Origin of the sequence: Paraburkholderia elongata (assembly GCF_013177735.1) — a bacterium.
GTDB classification, from domain to species: Bacteria; Pseudomonadota; Gammaproteobacteria; order Burkholderiales; family Burkholderiaceae; genus Paraburkholderia; species Paraburkholderia elongata.
Genome location: NZ_WOEZ01000090.1, coordinates 42207 through 59051, shown reverse-complemented (window position 1 = coordinate 59051; position 16845 = coordinate 42207). Strand labels below are relative to the sequence as shown.

Sequence of the window (16845 nt, the reverse complement as noted above, 5' to 3'; positions counted from 1 at the left end):
AGCTCGCCAGCGTCGGGCCGAAATGCCCTCCGTGGACTGCCTGCGGAAGTTGCCCGATCAGGGTCTGGCCGTCTGGCGTCTCCCAGCGTGCCAGCCGATATCGCGTATTGCGTGATTCGATCACTAGATCCTGGACCACGAAATCACGATAGCCCTTGAATCGGGAGCCCGGCGGGATCGGCTCTGCCGGTTCGATCACTTCGTCACGATCGATCTTCAGTTGCGACGTCTTGCTTTTCTTCTCTGATCCGGGTCGTTTGGCCGGTTTCCCATTCTGCGTTCGATCCGGCTCGGCGGCGTTTCCGGCATCCTCGTTCATGCGGCTCGGCTTGAACGTCGGACGCATCTTTTCGCCTTTGAGCACCGCGACTTCGTCTTTCAGATGCCCCATCTCTTCCTGCTGGCGATGGATGATTTCGACCAGTCCGTCAGTCGGAGGTTATCGCATTCCGTCGATGGCTACTCGAACGGGATGAAGCAAAATCTCCTGAGTGTCGAAGGCAGGGTGAACCAGTTCGCTGACGCGGTGACTCGGCGGCTCGAGCAAACCACATTTCCGGACGACTATTTCGCGAGCAAGCTCACTGAACCGCTGGCGCAGCTCAGCCAGGGCACGAACGACATTGCGACAACAGTCCGCGCGGCGGCGGGGGAAATGCTGCAATCCGTCGACTCGTTGCGGATTGCAGCCGCAGCGATGCGCTCCCGTAGCAGCGACGTCGACGGCATGCTGGAGCGTGTTATTCAACTCGCCGCCAGTCAAGATGCATTGCTCGCCGGCTCGCAAGCGCAGCTCGATACTCTGAGCGTTCTCACCGGGACGCTGCGGGCAACTCAGGACGGCCTCGGCGTGCTTAACGACAACGTGCGTTCGCAGCGGGAAGTTCTGGCGGCATCCGCACACGCTTTCACGACGCAGACCGCAAGCCTGGCGAACGTCGTGCCAACATTCCAGTCGCTCAGTGAGGGAGTCAAGACTGCCGTTGCAGGTCTTGAGACACAGCAGAAGACACTGGCATCGGTATCCACCGAAGCTGCCGCACAGGCAGCGGCTCTAGGCCAGGTGACCCAAGAGTTGCAAGGACTTACCAGTGCCATTGGCGAAGTCGCGGCCGCTGTTGGCCAAAACTCTCACGGCATGCTTGCGCTTTCGCAACGCGTGGCCGACGCCCATGTGGCAGCCGAGCAAACTCACACCACCACGCAACATACGGCACAGCGACTCGATGCAGCGATGCATGAGCTACCGGGGTTAAGAGAGGCCGTTCACGCGGCGACGGAGCACTTAGCCACGTTGGTGCGCGAGCTGCGCAGCTACACCCTGAACCGCGCGGCGTTCCCGACGAATCCCTCCAATGGGCAAGTGCTTGCTCCGCTCACCCCTTCCGGTCTTGGTCAGGTCCAGCATGGCAACGGTTCGACCCATCAAGCCCGAGCGTGGAGTCCGGAGCCTGCGCCAGCCACCTATCCGCCGGTGGACGAACTCCCACGTGCGTAACTCTTGGGAATGGAGTCCGATGTGCGCCGAACCAACGACCAGATTTTTCAGCTCTCTCTGACTGAGATTGCGTTCACGCTGACCTTCCTGCTGCTTCTGCTGCTGGGACGGATGCTCTATCAGGCTGACGAACGTGCGCGGCAGTTCGAGCAAGCGCTGCTCGTGGCTGGCAACCTCACAGCCGAACGTGAGCTACTAGAGACGGCACGTGCGCAACTAGCAAAAATGTTATCAGAAAAGGGAGCAAAGCCCGATGAAATCATTTCGTCGCTCGTTTCACAGTCGAAGCTAGTGCAAGAACGCAATGCGCTCAAGAAACGCGTCGACGACCTCGATGCGCACCTCAGCGCCCTGACCGAGGTAAAGAATATGCTCGATGCGGCGCGCACAGGCGCGGGGGCAAGCGACACGATTCAAAAGGAAGTCACTGATGCGCTGGCGCTCAAGGCCAAACTGGAGAAGCAGCTGAAGTCGGAGGACGAATCGGGGCAACCGGCGAGCGCCGTTACGGCGGCGAGCGGCCCCACGCGCCCCGCGACCCCGCGGGATGTCACGACAGAAGCGCTCGCCGGCGTTGCCTTGAAAGGCCAGATTCAGCAGCAGTTACGCGAACAACTCAACGAAACGTACATCCCAGGGCAGGAAGCGCAGCTAGCCAAGGAACTCGTCGCAGCGAGCAAGCTTGAGCGAGAAACAGGGCAGAACCCGCTAATGCCTGGAACTCTAAAAAAGGAAAACGCGGATTTGCGGGGACAGGTCGCCTTCTTGAAGGCGCGGCTGGATGCGCGCGGCGGGCGCGACTCCCCGCCGTGCTGGGCAAACGAGCAAACCGGCAAGGTCGAGTTCCTTTTTACCATCGAGATTTTGCCCGAGGGGCTGCTTATCACCCCGGCGTGGCCTGACACACGCCAAACGGACGCGACCGCCTTGCCTGACGTGGACAAGCTGACCATGCCCAGGCCGTTATCTTTGGCCGAATTCAGTGCGGCGATGCAAGGCATTGACCGCCTGAGCAAGGCCAAAGAGTGCCGTCACTACGTGTACCTGAAAAATCGCGTCAGGGACCTTGACTCATTCAATCGACACCGCTATGCCATCGAGAACTTCTTCTACAAGCTCGAGCTTCGAAGCTGAAGACGTGCGGGCGGTGTACTAACCTGCATATTCACAATGCGAATGAAAAAACTCTTAGCTGTTCTGCTGGCCGCAGTGGCGATGCATGCTTCCGCTGGCCCGGCATGTCCGCAGTTCAGTCCCAGCGGGCAACCTCCCATTCTCGCGAACGCGAAGTTGGCGGTAAAGACCAGGGCGTTGTGTTACTCGGATTTCGAGGTCCTTCACTCTGGCGTCACGCACGGGCCGCTGTGGTCAGCCGAACACTTGACGCGCGCCCATCTGAGCGCAGCGAAAGACGAGGTCCGCACCAACAAGTTTTACCAGGAGCCTGCCCTGCCTCAGGGCGAAGGTGCAAGGCTCGCCGACTACCGAAAGAGCGGCTATGACCGCGGGCATATGAGCCCCGCAGGCGACCGGTGGGACGACGAAGCCATGGCGGAATCGTTCACGCTCGCAAACGTCGTCCCGCAGAATCCGACGAATAACCGGCGCTTATGGGCTCATATCGAAGAGGCGGTTCGCCGCATTGCTGCCAATGCTGGTGACACCTATGTTGTCACCGGTCCTATGTTCACCGGCCGTCAACTGCGAACTATCGGCGACACGGGTGTGTTCGTGCCGACTCAACTGTTCAAGGTCGTGTACGTTCCGTCGCAGCAACTCGCGTTTGCCATTGTAGTTGACAATGAAGCCACCAACCGGTACGACGTGAAGACCGTACACGAGCTGGAAGCGTCGAGCGGTCTGCGTTTCCCCGGCATCCCGGAGTCTCTGAAGGACAAACGAATTGGAGGGCTGAAAGGTGTTTAAGGCATTTGCGAACGATACGGATGTCCTGAACATCCAGGGTGACGCGCTGACCGTAACCAACGACCCGGTACGCATCGTCATATCCGGCACACTGGAACTCACCCGCGACAGGGTTGGACTGAAGGCAGCACTCGCGCTGCAGCAGGCCATCGCGAGCGTCGTCGATGTTCTGCAGAGAGACACGTCATTGCCAGAGCGCGTCGCCGACGAGCCGCCGGCTCCGACCAGTACTGTCGATAACCCTTTTGTCTAGCAGGCTGTTGAAACACTTCCCGCGCTCGTCATCTGGGCACGGGTGCCAGCAGGTCGCTGCTCCACAGGGCAACTGACAACTGCGCTCAGGTCGTCGACTCGGCGCCGCCGTACTTCGATGCCTCGAATACATGCGTGGCATCCTGGCGCATCTTGTCTCGCCCCCCGTTTCCGGCGAGAACATCCAGTATCTGCTCCTGATTCTTTCGCTCCTGAGGCGTGAGGCCGACTTCAAGAGAGCGAATCATCGCTAGGCTCTCGCGCTTGACCCAATCGGGTGTGTTCGGGTGCTCTACCTCTTTCAGGGTGGAATGAGCGATGGTCAGCGCCCCTATGCGGTCGTTCCTGCTGCTCTCGAATATTTCCAGTGAGGCCCCGGCTTCCGGTTCGTTCTTCGGGTCGAAGGCGCACGAGTCCAAGAAGACGTTCCGTCGACGAGGGTCTGGCATTGCATGGCTCATCGGGTTCCTCGCAACGGTAGGGTGTTTCGTATGGGCCCTGGCATTATGACGGAGTTACCCCTTGCTCGAGCCGTGCAGCAGGATGACTGCCGGAAACTTATCGGTGCCCGCTTTCGGCAGGCGCAGCTCGCCGGCAATGGTCGCACGTTTGCCGTCTTTACTGCCCGCGAGAAAGGCGTCGTCGGAGAAGGTAATCGCCTCGAACGGCAAAATCTCCATGCGGGCAACCTGCGACCTGCCAATCCGTGGCGTGACTACCTGTGCGATAAGCGCAAGCACCAAGATGGGGCCCACCAATGCGTGATGCTTCCCTGATGTCAGCATGATTGCCCCTCATGAGGATGGTAGCCAGAGTCGGCGCGCTAAGGTTCCGGCGTGGCCAAGAGCATTCCATCGGCCACCATTTATTTCCAACAAGCCAAATTTGTCAGTGGGTGGTACCTCTGGGCCAAGTAATAGACAAAATCCCACCCTTTGATACGGTTAGGCGACGTGTGGCTAGGCCAGCAACGAGCCCAGAATGAGCATCGGCTGGCCCCAACGACAGGTTCGAAGGTCAGGGTATGGGATTCTCTCAGTGTGTGATGGATACCGACGCGGCTCTATTGTCTTGTACAGAACCAAATACGGTCGAAATCGGTAGCGGCCCGAGAATTTGCGTGGAGACACTGACGGAACCAGTAGCCGAACTGGAATTTCCGTCGCTGTGACGGTTCACTGACACCGAATTGGTAGACGAAATTGGAACCGTCATCTGCTCGGTAATCGAGTCTTGGAAGGGAAGCCCAACTGCGTTCACGGTGACCTGGAAGCTAATGGTGTCGGCCCCGTCGAACGTGGGCACGTTGCCCGACACGGTGACCGATTTGGGTACCTGGGTGCCATTTCCGTCTTGGGCGGCAAATTGGATGTTAACGCTACTGAAGCCGGCAGTGCTAAAGAAGGTGTGGGTGCAGGAATTGAAGCCAAATACCACCACGAAGGCAAAGGCGGACTGCTGCGTGGGAGGCGAATTTGTAGGGGCATGCGTCGCCCCAGCAGAAGAATTCAGAAACATGCTGCCCGACCTGCAGTTGTCGGAAATCACCCCAGACACTTGGACCCCGGTGCCGCTCGAAGTGAACTGGTCTGTGGTCGCCGCTCCTTGTGCGAACAGCGGTGCGAGTGAAAACAGCGCGGCGGCAACGGACCGCGCGCCTACTCGAAAAGCGCCGGTATGTGAAGGCGAAGCAAGCTGAGTAGTCATTTTCGATACCTCCATCTGTAGTCGTCGAGGGCTGCGACGTCCTGCCGCGTTGCACTCCGGATGATGAAGTTGGCAGCGCACAGGGCAGCCCCCCGGTTGGTTCAGTTAGTCTTAGTAGGGTCAGTGGGCCACAGGGGCAACACCGGCGGCGCCACCGATGTGGTAATGCCGCTGTTGCTATCGACGAGCTCTGCGTTCGTCACAATTCCGCACTGCGGCGTGGTCGGATTTGTGACGATTGCAGACGTCTGGAAAATTCTCTTAAGGAGCGGAATCAGGTCTTTCATGTCGACCTCCAACATGCCAAAGCTGTTTTTAGGCGGGGCGCCGGTACCGCGTGGGACGGTGGTAAGAAATGGCAGACAACGGCCGACGCGATGCCGGAGGGCAGTGGCGCAGCAAGTTGGCCGGAGATGTTGCAAAACTGCTATTTGGGCGAATTGATGAGCTTCGCATGGCGCGCCACTATGCCACGTCCATCTCCGGATGGACCGAGAAGCGAGCGAACGCAGTCACCCGGCCTCTGTGTTTCGTTATCGACAGAGACAAGCGCACGCGCACGCCGGAGAGGGCGCACCAAGGCGCTACTGACGGGGTATCGAGAGTATGTGCTGGAAGCAAGTGTCCATAGTCGCCGCTTAGTCTTGGTTAACTACACCGCCCCGGACACCAAGCAGGCCCACGATGAGGTGAGCAGTACTTCTATTTATTTGTCAATAAACGATAGGCCAGCGTTTGACGGATTTCAACCTGCTACTGAGAAAACGGTACGCTTAAGTCAGGTAACAAAAATGTCGCTGAAACCCTTACGGAACGAGGACCTCGTGGCGTTCACGCGACCCTCGTCTAAGCCACGGTGGGTCGGAGTGAGTCGTTGAGTTTCATCCGATTATTGCAGGGCTCATAACGCGCCAATTTTTTAAAGCGTCTTCGAGTTTCGAGCGGGCGCCGGCTTAATGGCCGTCAAAGGGCGGGCTCAAGATGGGTTGAAAAAGGAGCGTAGCGTGTCAGGGGCGGAAGCTAGGGGCAGCGCCAGCTGTACCGGTCGCAAACACCACCGCCCATACAACCGAGACAAAGCTGGTCCGCGCGTCACAATCAGCACAGCGACCTGAGCCTTGCTGGCTCAAGCAACGCGACAGGTGCAATCATTTCGTAGCTTGAACGTCTAACAATAAGGCTGCGCTTCTCAATGGGTAGACCGCAATGCTGAAAGTTATTTGCAGATATCTGCTCGCTTCGAGCCTGTTTCTGGCCGTCGGTACCGCTTTCGCTGGCGAACAGGCTTTCAACCAGGCCCAGTTCGACAGGTTGAACGCTGACGGGAAGCCAAACATCGTCTACTTCCATGCGACCTGGTGCCCCACCTGCAAGGTCCAACAGCCCATTGTGGACCGTCTGGCAGCGCGCCCGGAAATGAAAGACGTGACCATTTTCGTGGCCGACTACGACAAGGAAGTTGCTTTGAAGCGGGCGATGAAAGTGACCCAACAGTCGACATTCGTTGTTTTCAAGGGTGGCCACGAGGTCGCGCGCTCAACGGGGCAGACGCGCGAACAGGATATCAAGAACACGTTCGCCAAAGCCCTGTAATGGATTTCACGCCGGGTACGTACGTGCTCGGGTTCCTGGCCGGAGCCCTGACGACGTTGTCACCGTGCGTGCTCGCGCTCGTTCCCATACTCGTTGCGTCGGCATTGGCGGCACATCGGCTGGGGGTTGTTGCACTCTCAGCTGGATTAGGCGTGTCGTTCTCGGTCATCGGGATTTTCGTGGCCAGCGTCGGCGCGTCGCTGGGTGTGGATAGTGAACTCTTTCGTCGCCTGGCCGCCGTGCTGATGATTTTGTTTGGGCTTGCGATGTTTTCCCACCGATTGCAGGCCATTTTCAACCGCGCGGCCGCTGGAATCGGTGGCCCGGGTCAGAACTGGTTGAGCAGGATACGAGGCGACACCCTGTCAGGCCAGTTCGCGGTCGGACTGCTTCTGGGAGCCGTCTGGAGTCCCTGCGTCGGCCCCACATTGGGCGCGGCAACCACACTCGCCGCGCAAAGCAGGAGTCTCGGCAGTATCGCACTGTTGATGGGCATATTTGGCATCGGAGCCAGCCTTCCGCTGGCGATTCTCGGTTCCCTTTCCCGGACCTCGACGCAGAAGCTGCGACGCCGACTTGGCCCAGTGGGAACGGCAGGGACAACCATCCTCGGAGCGGTGTTCATCGCCATCGGCATGCTCGTGCTTACGGGGCTGGACAAGACGCTGGAGACAGCGCTGCTGTCTGCAAGCCCCGCGTGGCTGACGGACTTCACAACGTCCCTTTGAACCTGACAAACGCGGTTATCGGCATCGGTGGCCGTGCAATGGCCTCCCCAACGGGCTCCGATACCGCAGAACATCCGGGCTTCCGTTGCGCCATCGCAATATCACTTCATTTTCGCCAGCATGTCCCAATTTGAATCCAATAGCCTGTGTCTCCCGTATATGCGGTTAGGGCAGGGCAATTGTGCGCTGCGTTTTCATGAGACCAATTATGAAATGCAAGATGATTTTTTCGGCTGCAGCGTGGTCGACGGCAATATCCAACGCCTTTGCCGTCGGCGGGACCGTGACTGTAGGCAGTCAGGCGATGTAAACGAATGCGACTTCGGCACGACCAGGAGCACACACCCACTGCCGCCTCTGTCATTTTCAGCACCCAACCACGACCAAACCACATGCTTGAGTCCTGATGCCACGCAAGTCCGGCATCTGCCAGCTCAATCAGCTGGCTGCGCTCTGCCGCTGCGCTACCAGGCTGTCATCAGCGGCTTACGTAAGCTCGCAGCGACCCCAATTCCTGCCGAGCTCGCCGGGAGAAATGTCATGCGCAAGCTAACGCTAAAACTCATGCTTGGTTGTACCGCTGCTATTTCAGTCGTTGTGTGTAGTACGACGTTCGCACAAGGTGGAGGAAATGGACAGGGCGGAATCGGTGCGGGCAATGCCCACGGTGCGGCAACGGCAGGAATGACGTACCACGGGGACCCCGTCACGAGTCCGCTGGATACGATGCCGGGAAATGCAATGAAAAAAAATGACCCGCACGAAACCGATATGCACTCGATGTCGCCCGATGACGCCATGAGTCCGGCGAAAACCGGACAGTGAACTGCACCCGCGCTTCGCATCAGGCGTCACTCAGTCTGATGAAGCGCGGGTACCTTCCGTGGCTTATATGTCAAAGAGACTGTTCAATAGAAGAGGATGTTAAAGACATATTGAACGAATGGCTTTATGCACTACATGCCTTCTAAAATTTAGCGCCGCTTGCAGCTCGAGGACGATGGGCCACGAGCAATTTCGAGGCGCTACCCTTTGTGGAGCGAGGCCGTCTTTGCCAGCAGGCAAGCAGGTACGAACCCTCGTTGACTTTGTGCCGCCCCTCCCGTAATGTGAAATTCGCCGCTGTGAACAACGTTGCTCTGGCGGCCGTCTGTCGAGCTAGCAGCATCCCGGCATCCCGACCTTCGAACTTTCTCTATTTCTCCAGTCGCTTTGTCAGCCATAGAAAGCAATCGCGCGCCCAGTCAAACGGATGAGCTCGCCCGCAGGCCGGTCCGTGCCGCAGATTATGCGGCCGAGAACCGAGCGCTTGTGGCACTCTCCCGAGCTCAGGCCGGTCCGCGCTCCGAATTTCTGCAAGCCATCGCGGACACGGCTCTGGCACTTTGCCATGCTGGTAGCGCTGGCATCAGTCTTGTCGAAGGACCAGATGACAATCGGGTCTTCAGGTGGCTTGCAGTTGCCGGGCTCTGCGCTGGCCTGCGCGGCCATACGACCGCATGGGACGAGTGCCCGTGCGCTGTAACCCTGGAGGCGGGGACACCGCAACTATTCGTCAACCCGCAGGCTCAGTTCCCTTGCCTTGCGTTTCCGGGAGTCGACGTACCGGAAGGAATAGTCGTTCCAATCACGGCTGAGAATGCGGAGCTAGGAGCGATATGGGTGATGTCACACAGAGAGGATTGGAGATTTGACCTCGAAGACGTCAGACTGCTCTCAAACCTCGCCGTTTTCGCCGGCTCGGCGTTGACCATCGTCAATGCGCGCGACAGCGGTGAAGAGAGCGACCGGCGGCACAACGAATTCATCGCGATGCTCAGCCACGAGTTGCGAAATCCGATGACGCCAATCGATGGCGCCATAAGTGCAGCAAAACGACTTTGCGCTGACGACGAAAGAGCCGTCGAAGTGCTGACTATCGCGCAGCGCCAGATGAGGCATCTGCGCACGCTGGTCGATGACCTGCTCGACGCCGCCCGTCTGAAACATGGCAAGCTCGCTATCAAGCACAGCGACACGTCACTCAGCGACATTGCGTTTGATGCCGTGACAGCCATCAGACATCACATCGCATCCCGCAGGCACACACTCAAAATCACCGGGCTGGACGAGCCCATCCCCGTGCGTGCTGACCATGTGCGCCTGAGCCAGGTGCTAGGCAACCTCCTTTCGAACGCAGCGAAATACACACCTGTCGGAGGCACCATCGAACTCAACGTTCGCGTCGAGCCAAACAACTCGCGCGAAGAAGCACCCGGGCTGATTGTGATTGACGTCACTGATAACGGCATGGGCATCGATAGCGCGGTCCGGCCGCACGTCTTCGAGTTATTCGCGCAGTCTGCCCGCGGCCAGACGCGTTCCGAAGGAGGCTTGGGAATAGGGCTCGCGGTGGCAAAGCGGATGGTCGAACTTCACCATGGAACAATCTCAATCAGGAGTGAAGGCTCGGGCAAAGGCACGGTTGTGACGCTTCGTTTGCCAATACTCCGAATGGAAGCGGATACAGACGTAGCTGCCCCCAAGGTGCACAGCGCGACTCCCGAGCCGACGCGGCTGCTGCTCGTTGACGACAATCAGGATGCGCTCAAGGCGCTGAGCGTTTTGCTCGAGCTTGAAGGTCACGAAGTAACAACGTCGAACAACGGGCGCGATGCCATACGGCTGATGTCTGAAAAGCACCCAGAAGTTGCAATCATCGATGTGGGGATGCCGGAAATGGACGGCTTCGAAGTCGCACGCGCAGTTCGACTTGAACGAGCACTCGACGGCATCGTGCTCGTGGCCCTTACGGGCTATGCATCCGAATCCGACAAATCGAGGGCTTTGGCGGCCGGTTTCGATTTTCATCTGACCAAGCCCCTTTCGCTCGATAAGCTGCAGTACATCCTGGCGAATCGTGCCGACGGCACGTTGCGGGGAATTGTCTAACGTCGGCGCGCCCTTTGTCGCGAGTTTCAGTGCTACAAGAAATCGGCTGAACTTGGAGGGTGCACAGGCCCAAACGGGCAGAAACGCCCTCACCACCTGCCAGTCATATCCAGTTGTTTACCTGGCGCTTGGAATGCGCAAGGAGGCAGGCCGGAAGAGCCTCTGACTCGCAGCACGTAATCGTATGACGCGCACGCGTCAGCTTGACGCCGCCGAACGGACACGGATGTTTTGGCTAGACCTGCGCGACAGTCACTCTCACGGTATTGATGCCCGAGCCGTGTGTGTATGCGGAGTGTGACGAATCGCCCGACAGCCGTGATATCGGAACGCTCACGCGTACGCCGCAGGTCCAGGCAGAATACGCTCAACAGCGAATCACTTGCGACCCGCGTTCTCGGGCCGATATGAAAGCAACGCTGGAACGTTCACGTCTTCATCTATTTCAGGCCAGATTATCAGCTCATGGTCTAGAGAGATGGCAAAGTGTTCGCGCTCGGCTGCCGTGGCGGCCTGCAACACGGGAAACCAGTCCAGTGGAAATTGAACGGCGGGACCGTCGGACATGTCGATGAACATGTGCACGCGGTCAAAATGCACGTCCACTGCAGCGCGGTTCATGGTCATCTCCTGAAGTGAATCAGCTTAAAGATAGGCCGCGGCAGAGCGGCGTTCAAGAAAGAATGCCGGAAAGAAGGCCCGCGCCAGCGCTGGAACGGAACAGCCCGTTCGCTGGCTCCACCAGCGGCCAATTTCACGCCCGGCCCCAAGGCTTTGTCGAACGATGGTTGCGCGAAGTATTCAAACGAACAACTCGCCGTATTGAACTACAGGTGACGTTCACCCTGTGTGGAGCTCGTGTGAATGACGGGTTCTCAACAACGAACAACGCTGAGAATGGAGGACACGTCACTTTCTTCGAAATACACGCGGTCAAGCGATAGTGTCACGCCGAAGATTGAAGCTCGGCGTCGACCCGTCGTTCCACAGATTTCAACCTGTCCGTGCTGGCCAACGACCATGACTTCGCGGGCGCCGCCTTCCAGATAGGCATTGACCCTCCGGCCGATATCTTGCGCCCTGTCGCTATCAAGAAGGACCTCAACGCACAGGTCGGGCACGAATGGCACCGGCTCGTCGCGGTCGAAACTTTCCCATCGTTCGCACGGCATCCAGACCACATCGGGGACCCTGATGCCAAATGACCGTGTCGTTACGGCGACCGACATGGCCGCAAGATGTCCAATCTGTCCGGTGATGTCACAGTAGACGTCCGTGAGCGCTATCTGGCGCCGCGCCGACGGGCGTGGATTTGTCACCACTTCACCGTGCTCATCCAGCTCGCACCAGTCTGTTCGGTCAGACCCCACCGTCGCAGCCATGTGGCGCCATAAAGCAAGCAATCCGTTGCAGTCCAGAAGAGGAGACACGTCCATGAGCTTCTCGCAGGGAAGGTGCTTAAGCGTATACCCTCTCGCCCCGATTTAACAATTATGTATGTGTGCACTGCATCATTTACGCGGCTTTCACGGCCGACGCCGGCACCAGTCTGTTTTGTTCATGCGGGATTGCGGCGAACCGACCCACGTTCGTTTTCGGACAGGCGACGAATCCGGCTCGCCTTTGCCTGATGGGTCAGCCACATCCCGACGAAGCCAAAATATGACCTCTGCCGCTGGGTTGCCCCCGTCCGGGCATGGGTGTTGCCGTGCTGTTGCTATTTTCATGAACGTTTGCGGTGAAATCGTCCATCTCCTTGCGAGGCAGCCCTTCACAGTCTAAGGTTCAAGTAGTTTCTTAAGTCTGTTGTGCACTGCGGCGGGAGGAAGAGATGAGAACCACGACGCGACATCTCGTACGATTGCTGTCCGATATCAAGCGTGCCCATGAATGCAGGACGCTCCGAGCGGTCGCCACCCGCAACACGATGCGCCTGGCGGCGGAGGAAGCCGCCGCTGAGTCGGCCTCACCGAAAGACATCCGTCGCGACGAGACGCGCCGCTCGTCGGCGGAAATCTACCTCCTGCCCCGTCCCGAAACAGGCTCTCGGCTGCACTAGAAGTGTGCGTGCGAGGGCGTTGGCTGAGGCCAGTTCACATCGGCGCGCCAGGCAGCAGGAACCGTAACCGGCGTGTTAGCGCCAGGAAAGCTGATAGAGCGTAGGATTGGGACACGGCCTTGCGGACTAGCGCGCTGTCGGCCCATGCCGGTCCTGCATCGTGTGCCCGCATTCCGGTGAAAGACACCACGAAATTCGTTGCAGCGACAACCGCCATATTCAACGAGCCAGGCAAATGAAGGAGAAACATCGCTTTGGGGCTGGTCGACTCAGGGTGTGCTCCGCCGTCTGGCCACAGGAGGTCCAACATGAAACTAGACGCCGCCATGTTTGTGCGACTGCGCCGTCTCGCTCCGGTTCTCGATGACGTACTCAACGCAGGAGAGGTCGAGCACGCAGACCAGGCCGTGGACCTCACTTCACTTGCTGAGCTGTGCTCACAGTTGTTCGACGCGTACCACTGCGAACACCCGGGCGAGATTGCGCAAGCGCGACTCGACGCTCTCGAGTCGCAGTAACATACTTTGTCTGGACAAACCCCACACGGCTTGCCAAACAACGGGAACGCAGTCCTGAATCATCGGGCGTGCTGATAGTGCGTCTTTTCTTGCATCGCGACACTTTATACGAGACAAGGTGTTGCACCTCACATTCGAGACCGCCACCCGAATTGACCCGTACTTCGCAATCGGATACAAATTCGGTGTCGGAGTCTTGGATAGCGGTTTCAACACTGTGGTTGAGCGCCGGGCAGTAACTTCCGCTGTTGCAATATGTACAAGATTCAGGCGTACGGAATTCGGTGCGCTCTTTACACTTTGTTGGATTGAATGATGGATACAGGTACAGTAAAGTGGTTCAACGACGCGAAAGGCTTCGGCTTTATCACGCCGGACAATGGTGGTGCGGACTTGTTCGCTCACTTCTCGGAAATCAGGGCAGAGGGTTTCAAGTCATTGCAGGAAAACCAGAAGGTCAGCTTCGACGTGAAAATGGGCCCGAAAGGCAAGCAGGCCGCAAACATCACGCCAGTCTAAGAGAAAATCTGCATCACTGCAGCACACGATGCCCGGTTCGCCGGGCATCGTCCATTTGTGCTCGGTCGTCTTCAGGATGAAAGTCAGACTTCCCGTCGAGGGACCGCGACGGGTCCGCACATCACACTCTGTTATAGGTCTCCCGCGTTGGAGTTCAACGAACATTCAATGCAGCGTCTGGACGCTGTGCAGCGGCGACCAGCTCTGCCACATTTGCGCTGCGGCGAACGGATATCGATGTTTTGCACGCCTGGCAACACAGGCGAATTGCAAGTGTTGGCTTCGCGTCGGCAACCATGATTCATGGTGTTAGCCGGGACCCAACACTGCGGCATCCTTTCCACCCTCCGCTTACCGGGTCCCGCCGGTGCAACGCAATGAAGCCCTTGTGTCACAAGCGAGACGGGCGACTGGTGCGGTCATAGGCACACTCATTGCGTCGTTGTGCCAGCCCGTCACTCGAGCGGCGTTCAGACTACATCTCACTGGAGGCAAACGTGCTGGCAACGAAATCGTGCACTGCAACTTGCGTCATAGACGGCATAGCCGTCACGCTCACATTCTTCCCTGACACTGGTGTCTTGCGAATTACCGACACCACTGGTGTCCGCTTAAGGGAGACAAGGTGGGCCGCTTCATGGCATAGCCTTGTCACGACATTCCGCGAACTCAGCGAAACACCGGTAGAGGACCGTGCCGACCCTGAGACGCTCTTCGGTCGTCAGAACCGCGGCTTCGGGCGCATTGAAGAATCGATGGCCACGTTTAGCTGAGGTTACGGGTAGAGCGCCCCCCTGAATTTCAGGACACAGTCTCCTACTTAAAAGCGGGTACGCGCACCGCCAGGTCTAGCTCTCGCTCTTGGTCACTAACTAAGGCTAACCATTCACTTTTTCGCAGCGATGCGGGTAGCCGCGAGTCGCATCGAGGAGTGACCGTGGAGGCGCAGATGACAGAATCGTAATCTGCCGGTCAGCACACAGTCAGTTTAAAAGGTCAATATAAGGACATTGCCTTGTGGACTTGGGGTGCCGACCTATGCCGGTCCTGCATTGCCACCCCTTCCGGGTAGAGACATCATGAAACTCGTTGCATGCAAACGACATTTTTAACGAGCCAGGCATACGGAGGGTGAGCATCGCCTTGGTGCTGGCCGACTCGGTGAACTGCACAGTCTGGCCACAGGAGGTTCAACATGAAACTAGACGCCAGCACGTTTGTGCGACTGCGCCGTCTCGCCCCGGTTCTCGATGACGTACTCAACGCGCGCGAAGTCGAGCATGCAGAGCAGGCCGTAGACCTTGCTTCACTTGCCCAGCTATGCTCGCAGCTGTTCGACGCATACCATTGCCACCACCCCGGCGAGATTGCGCAAGCACGACTCCAAGCCGTTGATTCGCTGTAACGTACCACCTCGGGGACTGGCTCGAGGCTTCAGGTATCGCCGGTACAATCGAAGGACCTATCGCATTGACCTCAGAACATGACTGCACGTGCGTACAGGGCAGACTTTCTGCAGACGCTCATAACGGACAAGACCACCGCACTGTGAACGTGTTCCTCGTGAACGGCATCAGACCGAGTGGCCAACTGGCCGGCTTTGACCAGTTTGCAGTTCTGCAGGCGTTTGGCGCTGACCCGCATTTTCCGGTTGAAACGCAGACCAGCCGCCGGAAGAAAGTTCGGGCGAGTTGGCTCGTGCGGCAGGCTGGATGCGAGTCAATTGCTGGTGAAAATGCACAATTACGGTGGCAGGCGAGCTCTGCAAAAAATGGAAGGCGCTCTCAACGTGTCGGTCGCAGTGTGCTCGCCGCTATCATGTCGTCGATGATGCGCTGAGCGGCGCCGTAGCCCCGCATCAAGGGTTCGGCTTCGGTAGCGAACGGGCGCCCATTGTTCCGAACGAAGCGCAATGGCTGAATTGTTGCAGGACTTGCGCCCGATGAGATGCGGACGACGACGTATCCGACCGGCATGGAAAGAACCTTTCCGCCGCAAATTCCGTCGGTGGTCTCGGCGTCCAACTCGATGGAGAAGTCTTCGTAGCCGTATGTCCGATGCACGTCGAAACCACCCTGCATTGCGCCTTCGTGAAATTTCATCGTCCGCGCACATCACCCAATTGCTCCAGCGCCTTGTTGTGGGCGCTAGAACCCCGGGCCTTCGGGCCGTGCCTTTCGCGCTCCGGGGCGATTCTTAGCCCATGTGCAAGCCACCGTTCAGCGAGAAATCCGCCCCCGTCGCGAAAGCCGCTTCATCACTCGCAAGCCACGAGACGATTGACGCAATCTCAGTGGCCTCTCCGAGACGCCGGACCGGAATGCTCTGGACGATTGCATCCAATACTTCGGGACGTACGGCACGAACCATATCCGTCCCAATGTACCCGGGGGAAACCGTATTCACTGTGATGCCCTTTGTCGCTACTTCCTGAGCAAGCGACATCGTGAAGCCGTGAATGCCCGCCTTGGCAGTTGAGTAGTTGGTTTGGCCGAACTGCCCTTTCTGTCCGTTCACGGACGAGATGTTGATTACCCGGCCCCACCCTTTGCTGACCATAGCCTCAATGACCTGTTTGGTCACATTGAAAAGGCTCGTCAGGTTCGTGTCAATGACATCGCTCCAGTTCTCTCTCGACATTTTGCGAAACACGCCGTCTCGAGTAATGCCGGCATTGTTCACCAGCACGTCAACGTCACCGACCTCTTTCTTCACCTTCGCGAGGGCGGCCTCTGTCGACTCCCAGTCCCCGACGTTGCCCTCCGAGGCGGTGAAGGAGAATCCAAGCTCTGACTGCTCGGCTAACCATCGCTCCCGTCGGGGCGAGTTTGGTCCGCATCCGGCCACGACGGTTAGCCCATCCATATGCAGACGCTGACATATTGCTGTTCCAATTCCACCCATGCCGCCGGTCACATACGCGATTCGCTTTGCCATGCTGCCCCCTCTCTCTTTTGTGCTACGTTCATGAAACAAAATGCTCTTAAATGAAGCGTCAACGATTAACGTGGCGGTCCCGCTCATGAATTGCAGGTCAGCCCATAGGACCGATTCGCCCGCGTCCTGGATTGCACCATTCTTTTATGCAGAGAACAATCCGTCTCCCGAAAAAAG

At 58.1% G+C, this 16845-nt stretch carries 22 protein-coding genes; 13 read left to right on the top strand and 9 right to left on the bottom strand.

Features of this window, described 5'->3' with window-relative positions; genetic code table 11:
• A partial coding sequence (locus GNZ13_RS17805; protein ID WP_216674897.1) for a hypothetical protein occupies positions 1-364 on the bottom strand: 364 nt, incomplete at its 3' end.
• A gap of 108 nt (positions 365-472) precedes the next feature.
• Between GNZ13_RS17805 and GNZ13_RS17800 the strand changes: the two genes are divergently transcribed.
• The 4 genes from GNZ13_RS17800 to GNZ13_RS17785 are packed head-to-tail and all read left to right on the top strand — an operon-like array spanning position 473 to position 3677.
• Positions 473-1498, top strand: a complete 1026-nt coding sequence (locus GNZ13_RS17800; protein WP_172166747.1) for a hypothetical protein — start codon at positions 473-475, stop codon at positions 1496-1498.
• A gap of 21 nt (positions 1499-1519) precedes the next feature.
• Positions 1520-2632 carry a hypothetical protein gene (locus GNZ13_RS17795; protein ID WP_172166746.1) on the top strand — a complete coding sequence of 371 codons (1113 nt, stop codon included), beginning with the start codon at positions 1520-1522 and terminating at the stop codon, positions 2630-2632.
• 42 nt (positions 2633-2674) lie between these two features.
• Complete coding sequence (locus tag GNZ13_RS17790; RefSeq protein ID WP_172166744.1) at positions 2675-3424, top strand: DNA/RNA non-specific endonuclease; 750 nt, start codon at positions 2675-2677, stop codon at positions 3422-3424.
• Positions 3417-3677 carry a hypothetical protein gene (locus tag GNZ13_RS17785; protein ID WP_172166742.1) on the top strand — a complete coding sequence of 87 codons (261 nt, stop codon included), beginning with the start codon at positions 3417-3419 and terminating at the stop codon, positions 3675-3677. The genes GNZ13_RS17790 and GNZ13_RS17785 overlap by 8 nt, the downstream gene beginning before the upstream one ends.
• Before the next feature lie 85 nt (positions 3678-3762).
• Here GNZ13_RS17785 and GNZ13_RS17780 read toward each other — a convergent pair whose 3' ends face one another.
• The 4 genes from GNZ13_RS17780 to GNZ13_RS17765 form a co-directional block, all read right to left on the bottom strand.
• Complete coding sequence (locus GNZ13_RS17780) at positions 3763-4095, bottom strand: hypothetical protein (RefSeq protein ID WP_172166740.1); 333 nt, start codon at positions 4093-4095, stop codon at positions 3763-3765.
• Positions 4096-4191: 96 nt separating this feature from the next.
• The gene (locus GNZ13_RS17775) at positions 4192-4356 is read right to left on the bottom strand and encodes a hypothetical protein (protein WP_172166739.1); all 165 of its coding nucleotides are present in this window, start codon (positions 4354-4356) and stop codon (positions 4192-4194) included.
• Between the two features lie 355 nt (positions 4357-4711).
• Positions 4712-5383 (bottom strand): hypothetical protein, encoded by a 672-nt coding sequence (locus GNZ13_RS17770; RefSeq protein WP_172166737.1) that lies wholly within the window; start codon positions 5381-5383, stop codon positions 4712-4714.
• A gap of 101 nt (positions 5384-5484) precedes the next feature.
• Positions 5485-5670, bottom strand: coding sequence for a hypothetical protein (locus GNZ13_RS17765; protein WP_172166735.1), 186 nt, complete (start codon positions 5668-5670; stop codon positions 5485-5487).
• Between the two features lie 919 nt (positions 5671-6589).
• Between GNZ13_RS17765 and GNZ13_RS17760 the strand changes: the two genes are divergently transcribed.
• The 4 genes from GNZ13_RS17760 (at position 6590) to GNZ13_RS17745 (ending at position 10635) form a co-directional block, all read left to right on the top strand.
• On the top strand, positions 6590-6976 hold the full coding sequence (locus tag GNZ13_RS17760; RefSeq protein ID WP_172166733.1) for a thioredoxin family protein: 387 nt from the start codon (positions 6590-6592) through the stop codon (positions 6974-6976).
• Positions 6976-7704, top strand: a complete 729-nt coding sequence (locus tag GNZ13_RS17755; RefSeq protein ID WP_172166731.1) for a cytochrome c biogenesis CcdA family protein — start codon at positions 6976-6978, stop codon at positions 7702-7704. The genes GNZ13_RS17760 and GNZ13_RS17755 overlap by 1 nt, the downstream gene beginning before the upstream one ends.
• Positions 7705-8244: 540 nt before the next feature.
• Positions 8245-8529: a hypothetical protein gene (locus GNZ13_RS17750; protein WP_172166729.1), complete on the top strand. Its 285-nt coding sequence runs from the start codon at positions 8245-8247 to the stop codon at positions 8527-8529.
• Between the two features lie 486 nt (positions 8530-9015).
• Entirely contained in the window at positions 9016-10635 is a 1620-nt protein-coding gene (locus tag GNZ13_RS17745) for a hybrid sensor histidine kinase/response regulator (RefSeq protein WP_328807245.1), read from the top strand.
• A gap of 378 nt (positions 10636-11013) precedes the next feature.
• Here GNZ13_RS17745 and GNZ13_RS17740 read toward each other — a convergent pair whose 3' ends face one another.
• Both GNZ13_RS17740 and GNZ13_RS17735 read right to left on the bottom strand, forming a co-directional pair.
• On the bottom strand, positions 11014-11256 hold the full coding sequence (locus tag GNZ13_RS17740; protein ID WP_172166727.1) for a DUF2442 domain-containing protein: 243 nt from the start codon (positions 11254-11256) through the stop codon (positions 11014-11016).
• 254 nt (positions 11257-11510) lie between these two features.
• Positions 11511-12071, bottom strand: a complete 561-nt coding sequence (locus GNZ13_RS17735) for a Uma2 family endonuclease (RefSeq protein WP_216674895.1) — start codon at positions 12069-12071, stop codon at positions 11511-11513.
• 395 nt (positions 12072-12466) lie between these two features.
• On the opposite strand from GNZ13_RS17735, the gene GNZ13_RS17730 reads away from it, so the two are divergent.
• From GNZ13_RS17730 to GNZ13_RS17715, 5 genes are all read left to right on the top strand, one after another.
• Positions 12467-12694 (top strand): hypothetical protein, encoded by a 228-nt coding sequence (locus GNZ13_RS17730; protein WP_172166725.1) that lies wholly within the window; start codon positions 12467-12469, stop codon positions 12692-12694.
• 308 nt (positions 12695-13002) lie between these two features.
• On the top strand, positions 13003-13212 hold the full coding sequence (locus GNZ13_RS17725; RefSeq protein WP_172166723.1) for a hypothetical protein: 210 nt from the start codon (positions 13003-13005) through the stop codon (positions 13210-13212).
• A gap of 315 nt (positions 13213-13527) precedes the next feature.
• Complete coding sequence (locus tag GNZ13_RS17720) at positions 13528-13731, top strand: cold-shock protein (RefSeq protein ID WP_172166722.1); 204 nt, start codon at positions 13528-13530, stop codon at positions 13729-13731.
• Between the two features lie 497 nt (positions 13732-14228).
• Positions 14229-14504 (top strand): hypothetical protein, encoded by a 276-nt coding sequence (locus tag GNZ13_RS52375; RefSeq protein ID WP_328807244.1) that lies wholly within the window; start codon positions 14229-14231, stop codon positions 14502-14504.
• Between the two features lie 422 nt (positions 14505-14926).
• Positions 14927-15136 carry a hypothetical protein gene (locus GNZ13_RS17715; RefSeq protein WP_172166720.1) on the top strand — a complete coding sequence of 70 codons (210 nt, stop codon included), beginning with the start codon at positions 14927-14929 and terminating at the stop codon, positions 15134-15136.
• 379 nt (positions 15137-15515) lie between these two features.
• Here GNZ13_RS17715 and GNZ13_RS17705 read toward each other — a convergent pair whose 3' ends face one another.
• Together GNZ13_RS17705 and GNZ13_RS17700 are read right to left on the bottom strand one after the other, a co-directional pair.
• The gene (locus GNZ13_RS17705; protein ID WP_172166673.1) at positions 15516-15833 is read right to left on the bottom strand and encodes a hypothetical protein; all 318 of its coding nucleotides are present in this window, start codon (positions 15831-15833) and stop codon (positions 15516-15518) included.
• Between the two features lie 94 nt (positions 15834-15927).
• Positions 15928-16668 (bottom strand): 3-ketoacyl-ACP reductase, encoded by a 741-nt coding sequence (locus tag GNZ13_RS17700; RefSeq protein WP_172166718.1) that lies wholly within the window; start codon positions 16666-16668, stop codon positions 15928-15930.
• Positions 16669-16845: the final 177 nt, after the last annotated feature.

What these genes read in the sequence shown, in the direction of transcription:
- GNZ13_RS17800 (WP_172166747.1), top strand. Translation starts at nt 473, where the DNA reads ATGAAGCAAAATCTCCTGAGTGTCGAAGGCAGGGTGAACCAGTTCGCT.
- GNZ13_RS17790 (WP_172166744.1), top strand. Translation starts at nt 2,675, where the DNA reads ATGAAAAAACTCTTAGCTGTTCTGCTGGCCGCAGTGGCGATGCATGCT.
- GNZ13_RS17775 (WP_172166739.1), bottom strand. Translation starts at nt 4,356, where the DNA reads ATGGAGATTTTGCCGTTCGAGGCGATTACCTTCTCCGACGACGCCTTT.
- GNZ13_RS17770 (WP_172166737.1), bottom strand. Translation starts at nt 5,383, where the DNA reads ATGACTACTCAGCTTGCTTCGCCTTCACATACCGGCGCTTTTCGAGTA.
- GNZ13_RS17765 (WP_172166735.1), bottom strand. Translation starts at nt 5,670, where the DNA reads ATGAAAGACCTGATTCCGCTCCTTAAGAGAATTTTCCAGACGTCTGCA.
- GNZ13_RS17760 (WP_172166733.1), top strand. Translation starts at nt 6,590, where the DNA reads ATGCTGAAAGTTATTTGCAGATATCTGCTCGCTTCGAGCCTGTTTCTG.
- GNZ13_RS17755 (WP_172166731.1), top strand. Translation starts at nt 6,976, where the DNA reads ATGGATTTCACGCCGGGTACGTACGTGCTCGGGTTCCTGGCCGGAGCC.
- GNZ13_RS17750 (WP_172166729.1), top strand. Translation starts at nt 8,245, where the DNA reads ATGCGCAAGCTAACGCTAAAACTCATGCTTGGTTGTACCGCTGCTATT.
- GNZ13_RS17740 (WP_172166727.1), bottom strand. Translation starts at nt 11,256, where the DNA reads ATGAACCGCGCTGCAGTGGACGTGCATTTTGACCGCGTGCACATGTTC.
- GNZ13_RS17735 (WP_216674895.1), bottom strand. Translation starts at nt 12,071, where the DNA reads ATGGACGTGTCTCCTCTTCTGGACTGCAACGGATTGCTTGCTTTATGG.
- GNZ13_RS17730 (WP_172166725.1), top strand. Translation starts at nt 12,467, where the DNA reads ATGAGAACCACGACGCGACATCTCGTACGATTGCTGTCCGATATCAAG.
- GNZ13_RS17725 (WP_172166723.1), top strand. Translation starts at nt 13,003, where the DNA reads ATGAAACTAGACGCCGCCATGTTTGTGCGACTGCGCCGTCTCGCTCCG.
- GNZ13_RS17720 (WP_172166722.1), top strand. Translation starts at nt 13,528, where the DNA reads ATGGATACAGGTACAGTAAAGTGGTTCAACGACGCGAAAGGCTTCGGC.
- GNZ13_RS17715 (WP_172166720.1), top strand. Translation starts at nt 14,927, where the DNA reads ATGAAACTAGACGCCAGCACGTTTGTGCGACTGCGCCGTCTCGCCCCG.
- GNZ13_RS17705 (WP_172166673.1), bottom strand. Translation starts at nt 15,833, where the DNA reads ATGAAATTTCACGAAGGCGCAATGCAGGGTGGTTTCGACGTGCATCGG.
- GNZ13_RS17700 (WP_172166718.1), bottom strand. Translation starts at nt 16,668, where the DNA reads ATGGCAAAGCGAATCGCGTATGTGACCGGCGGCATGGGTGGAATTGGA.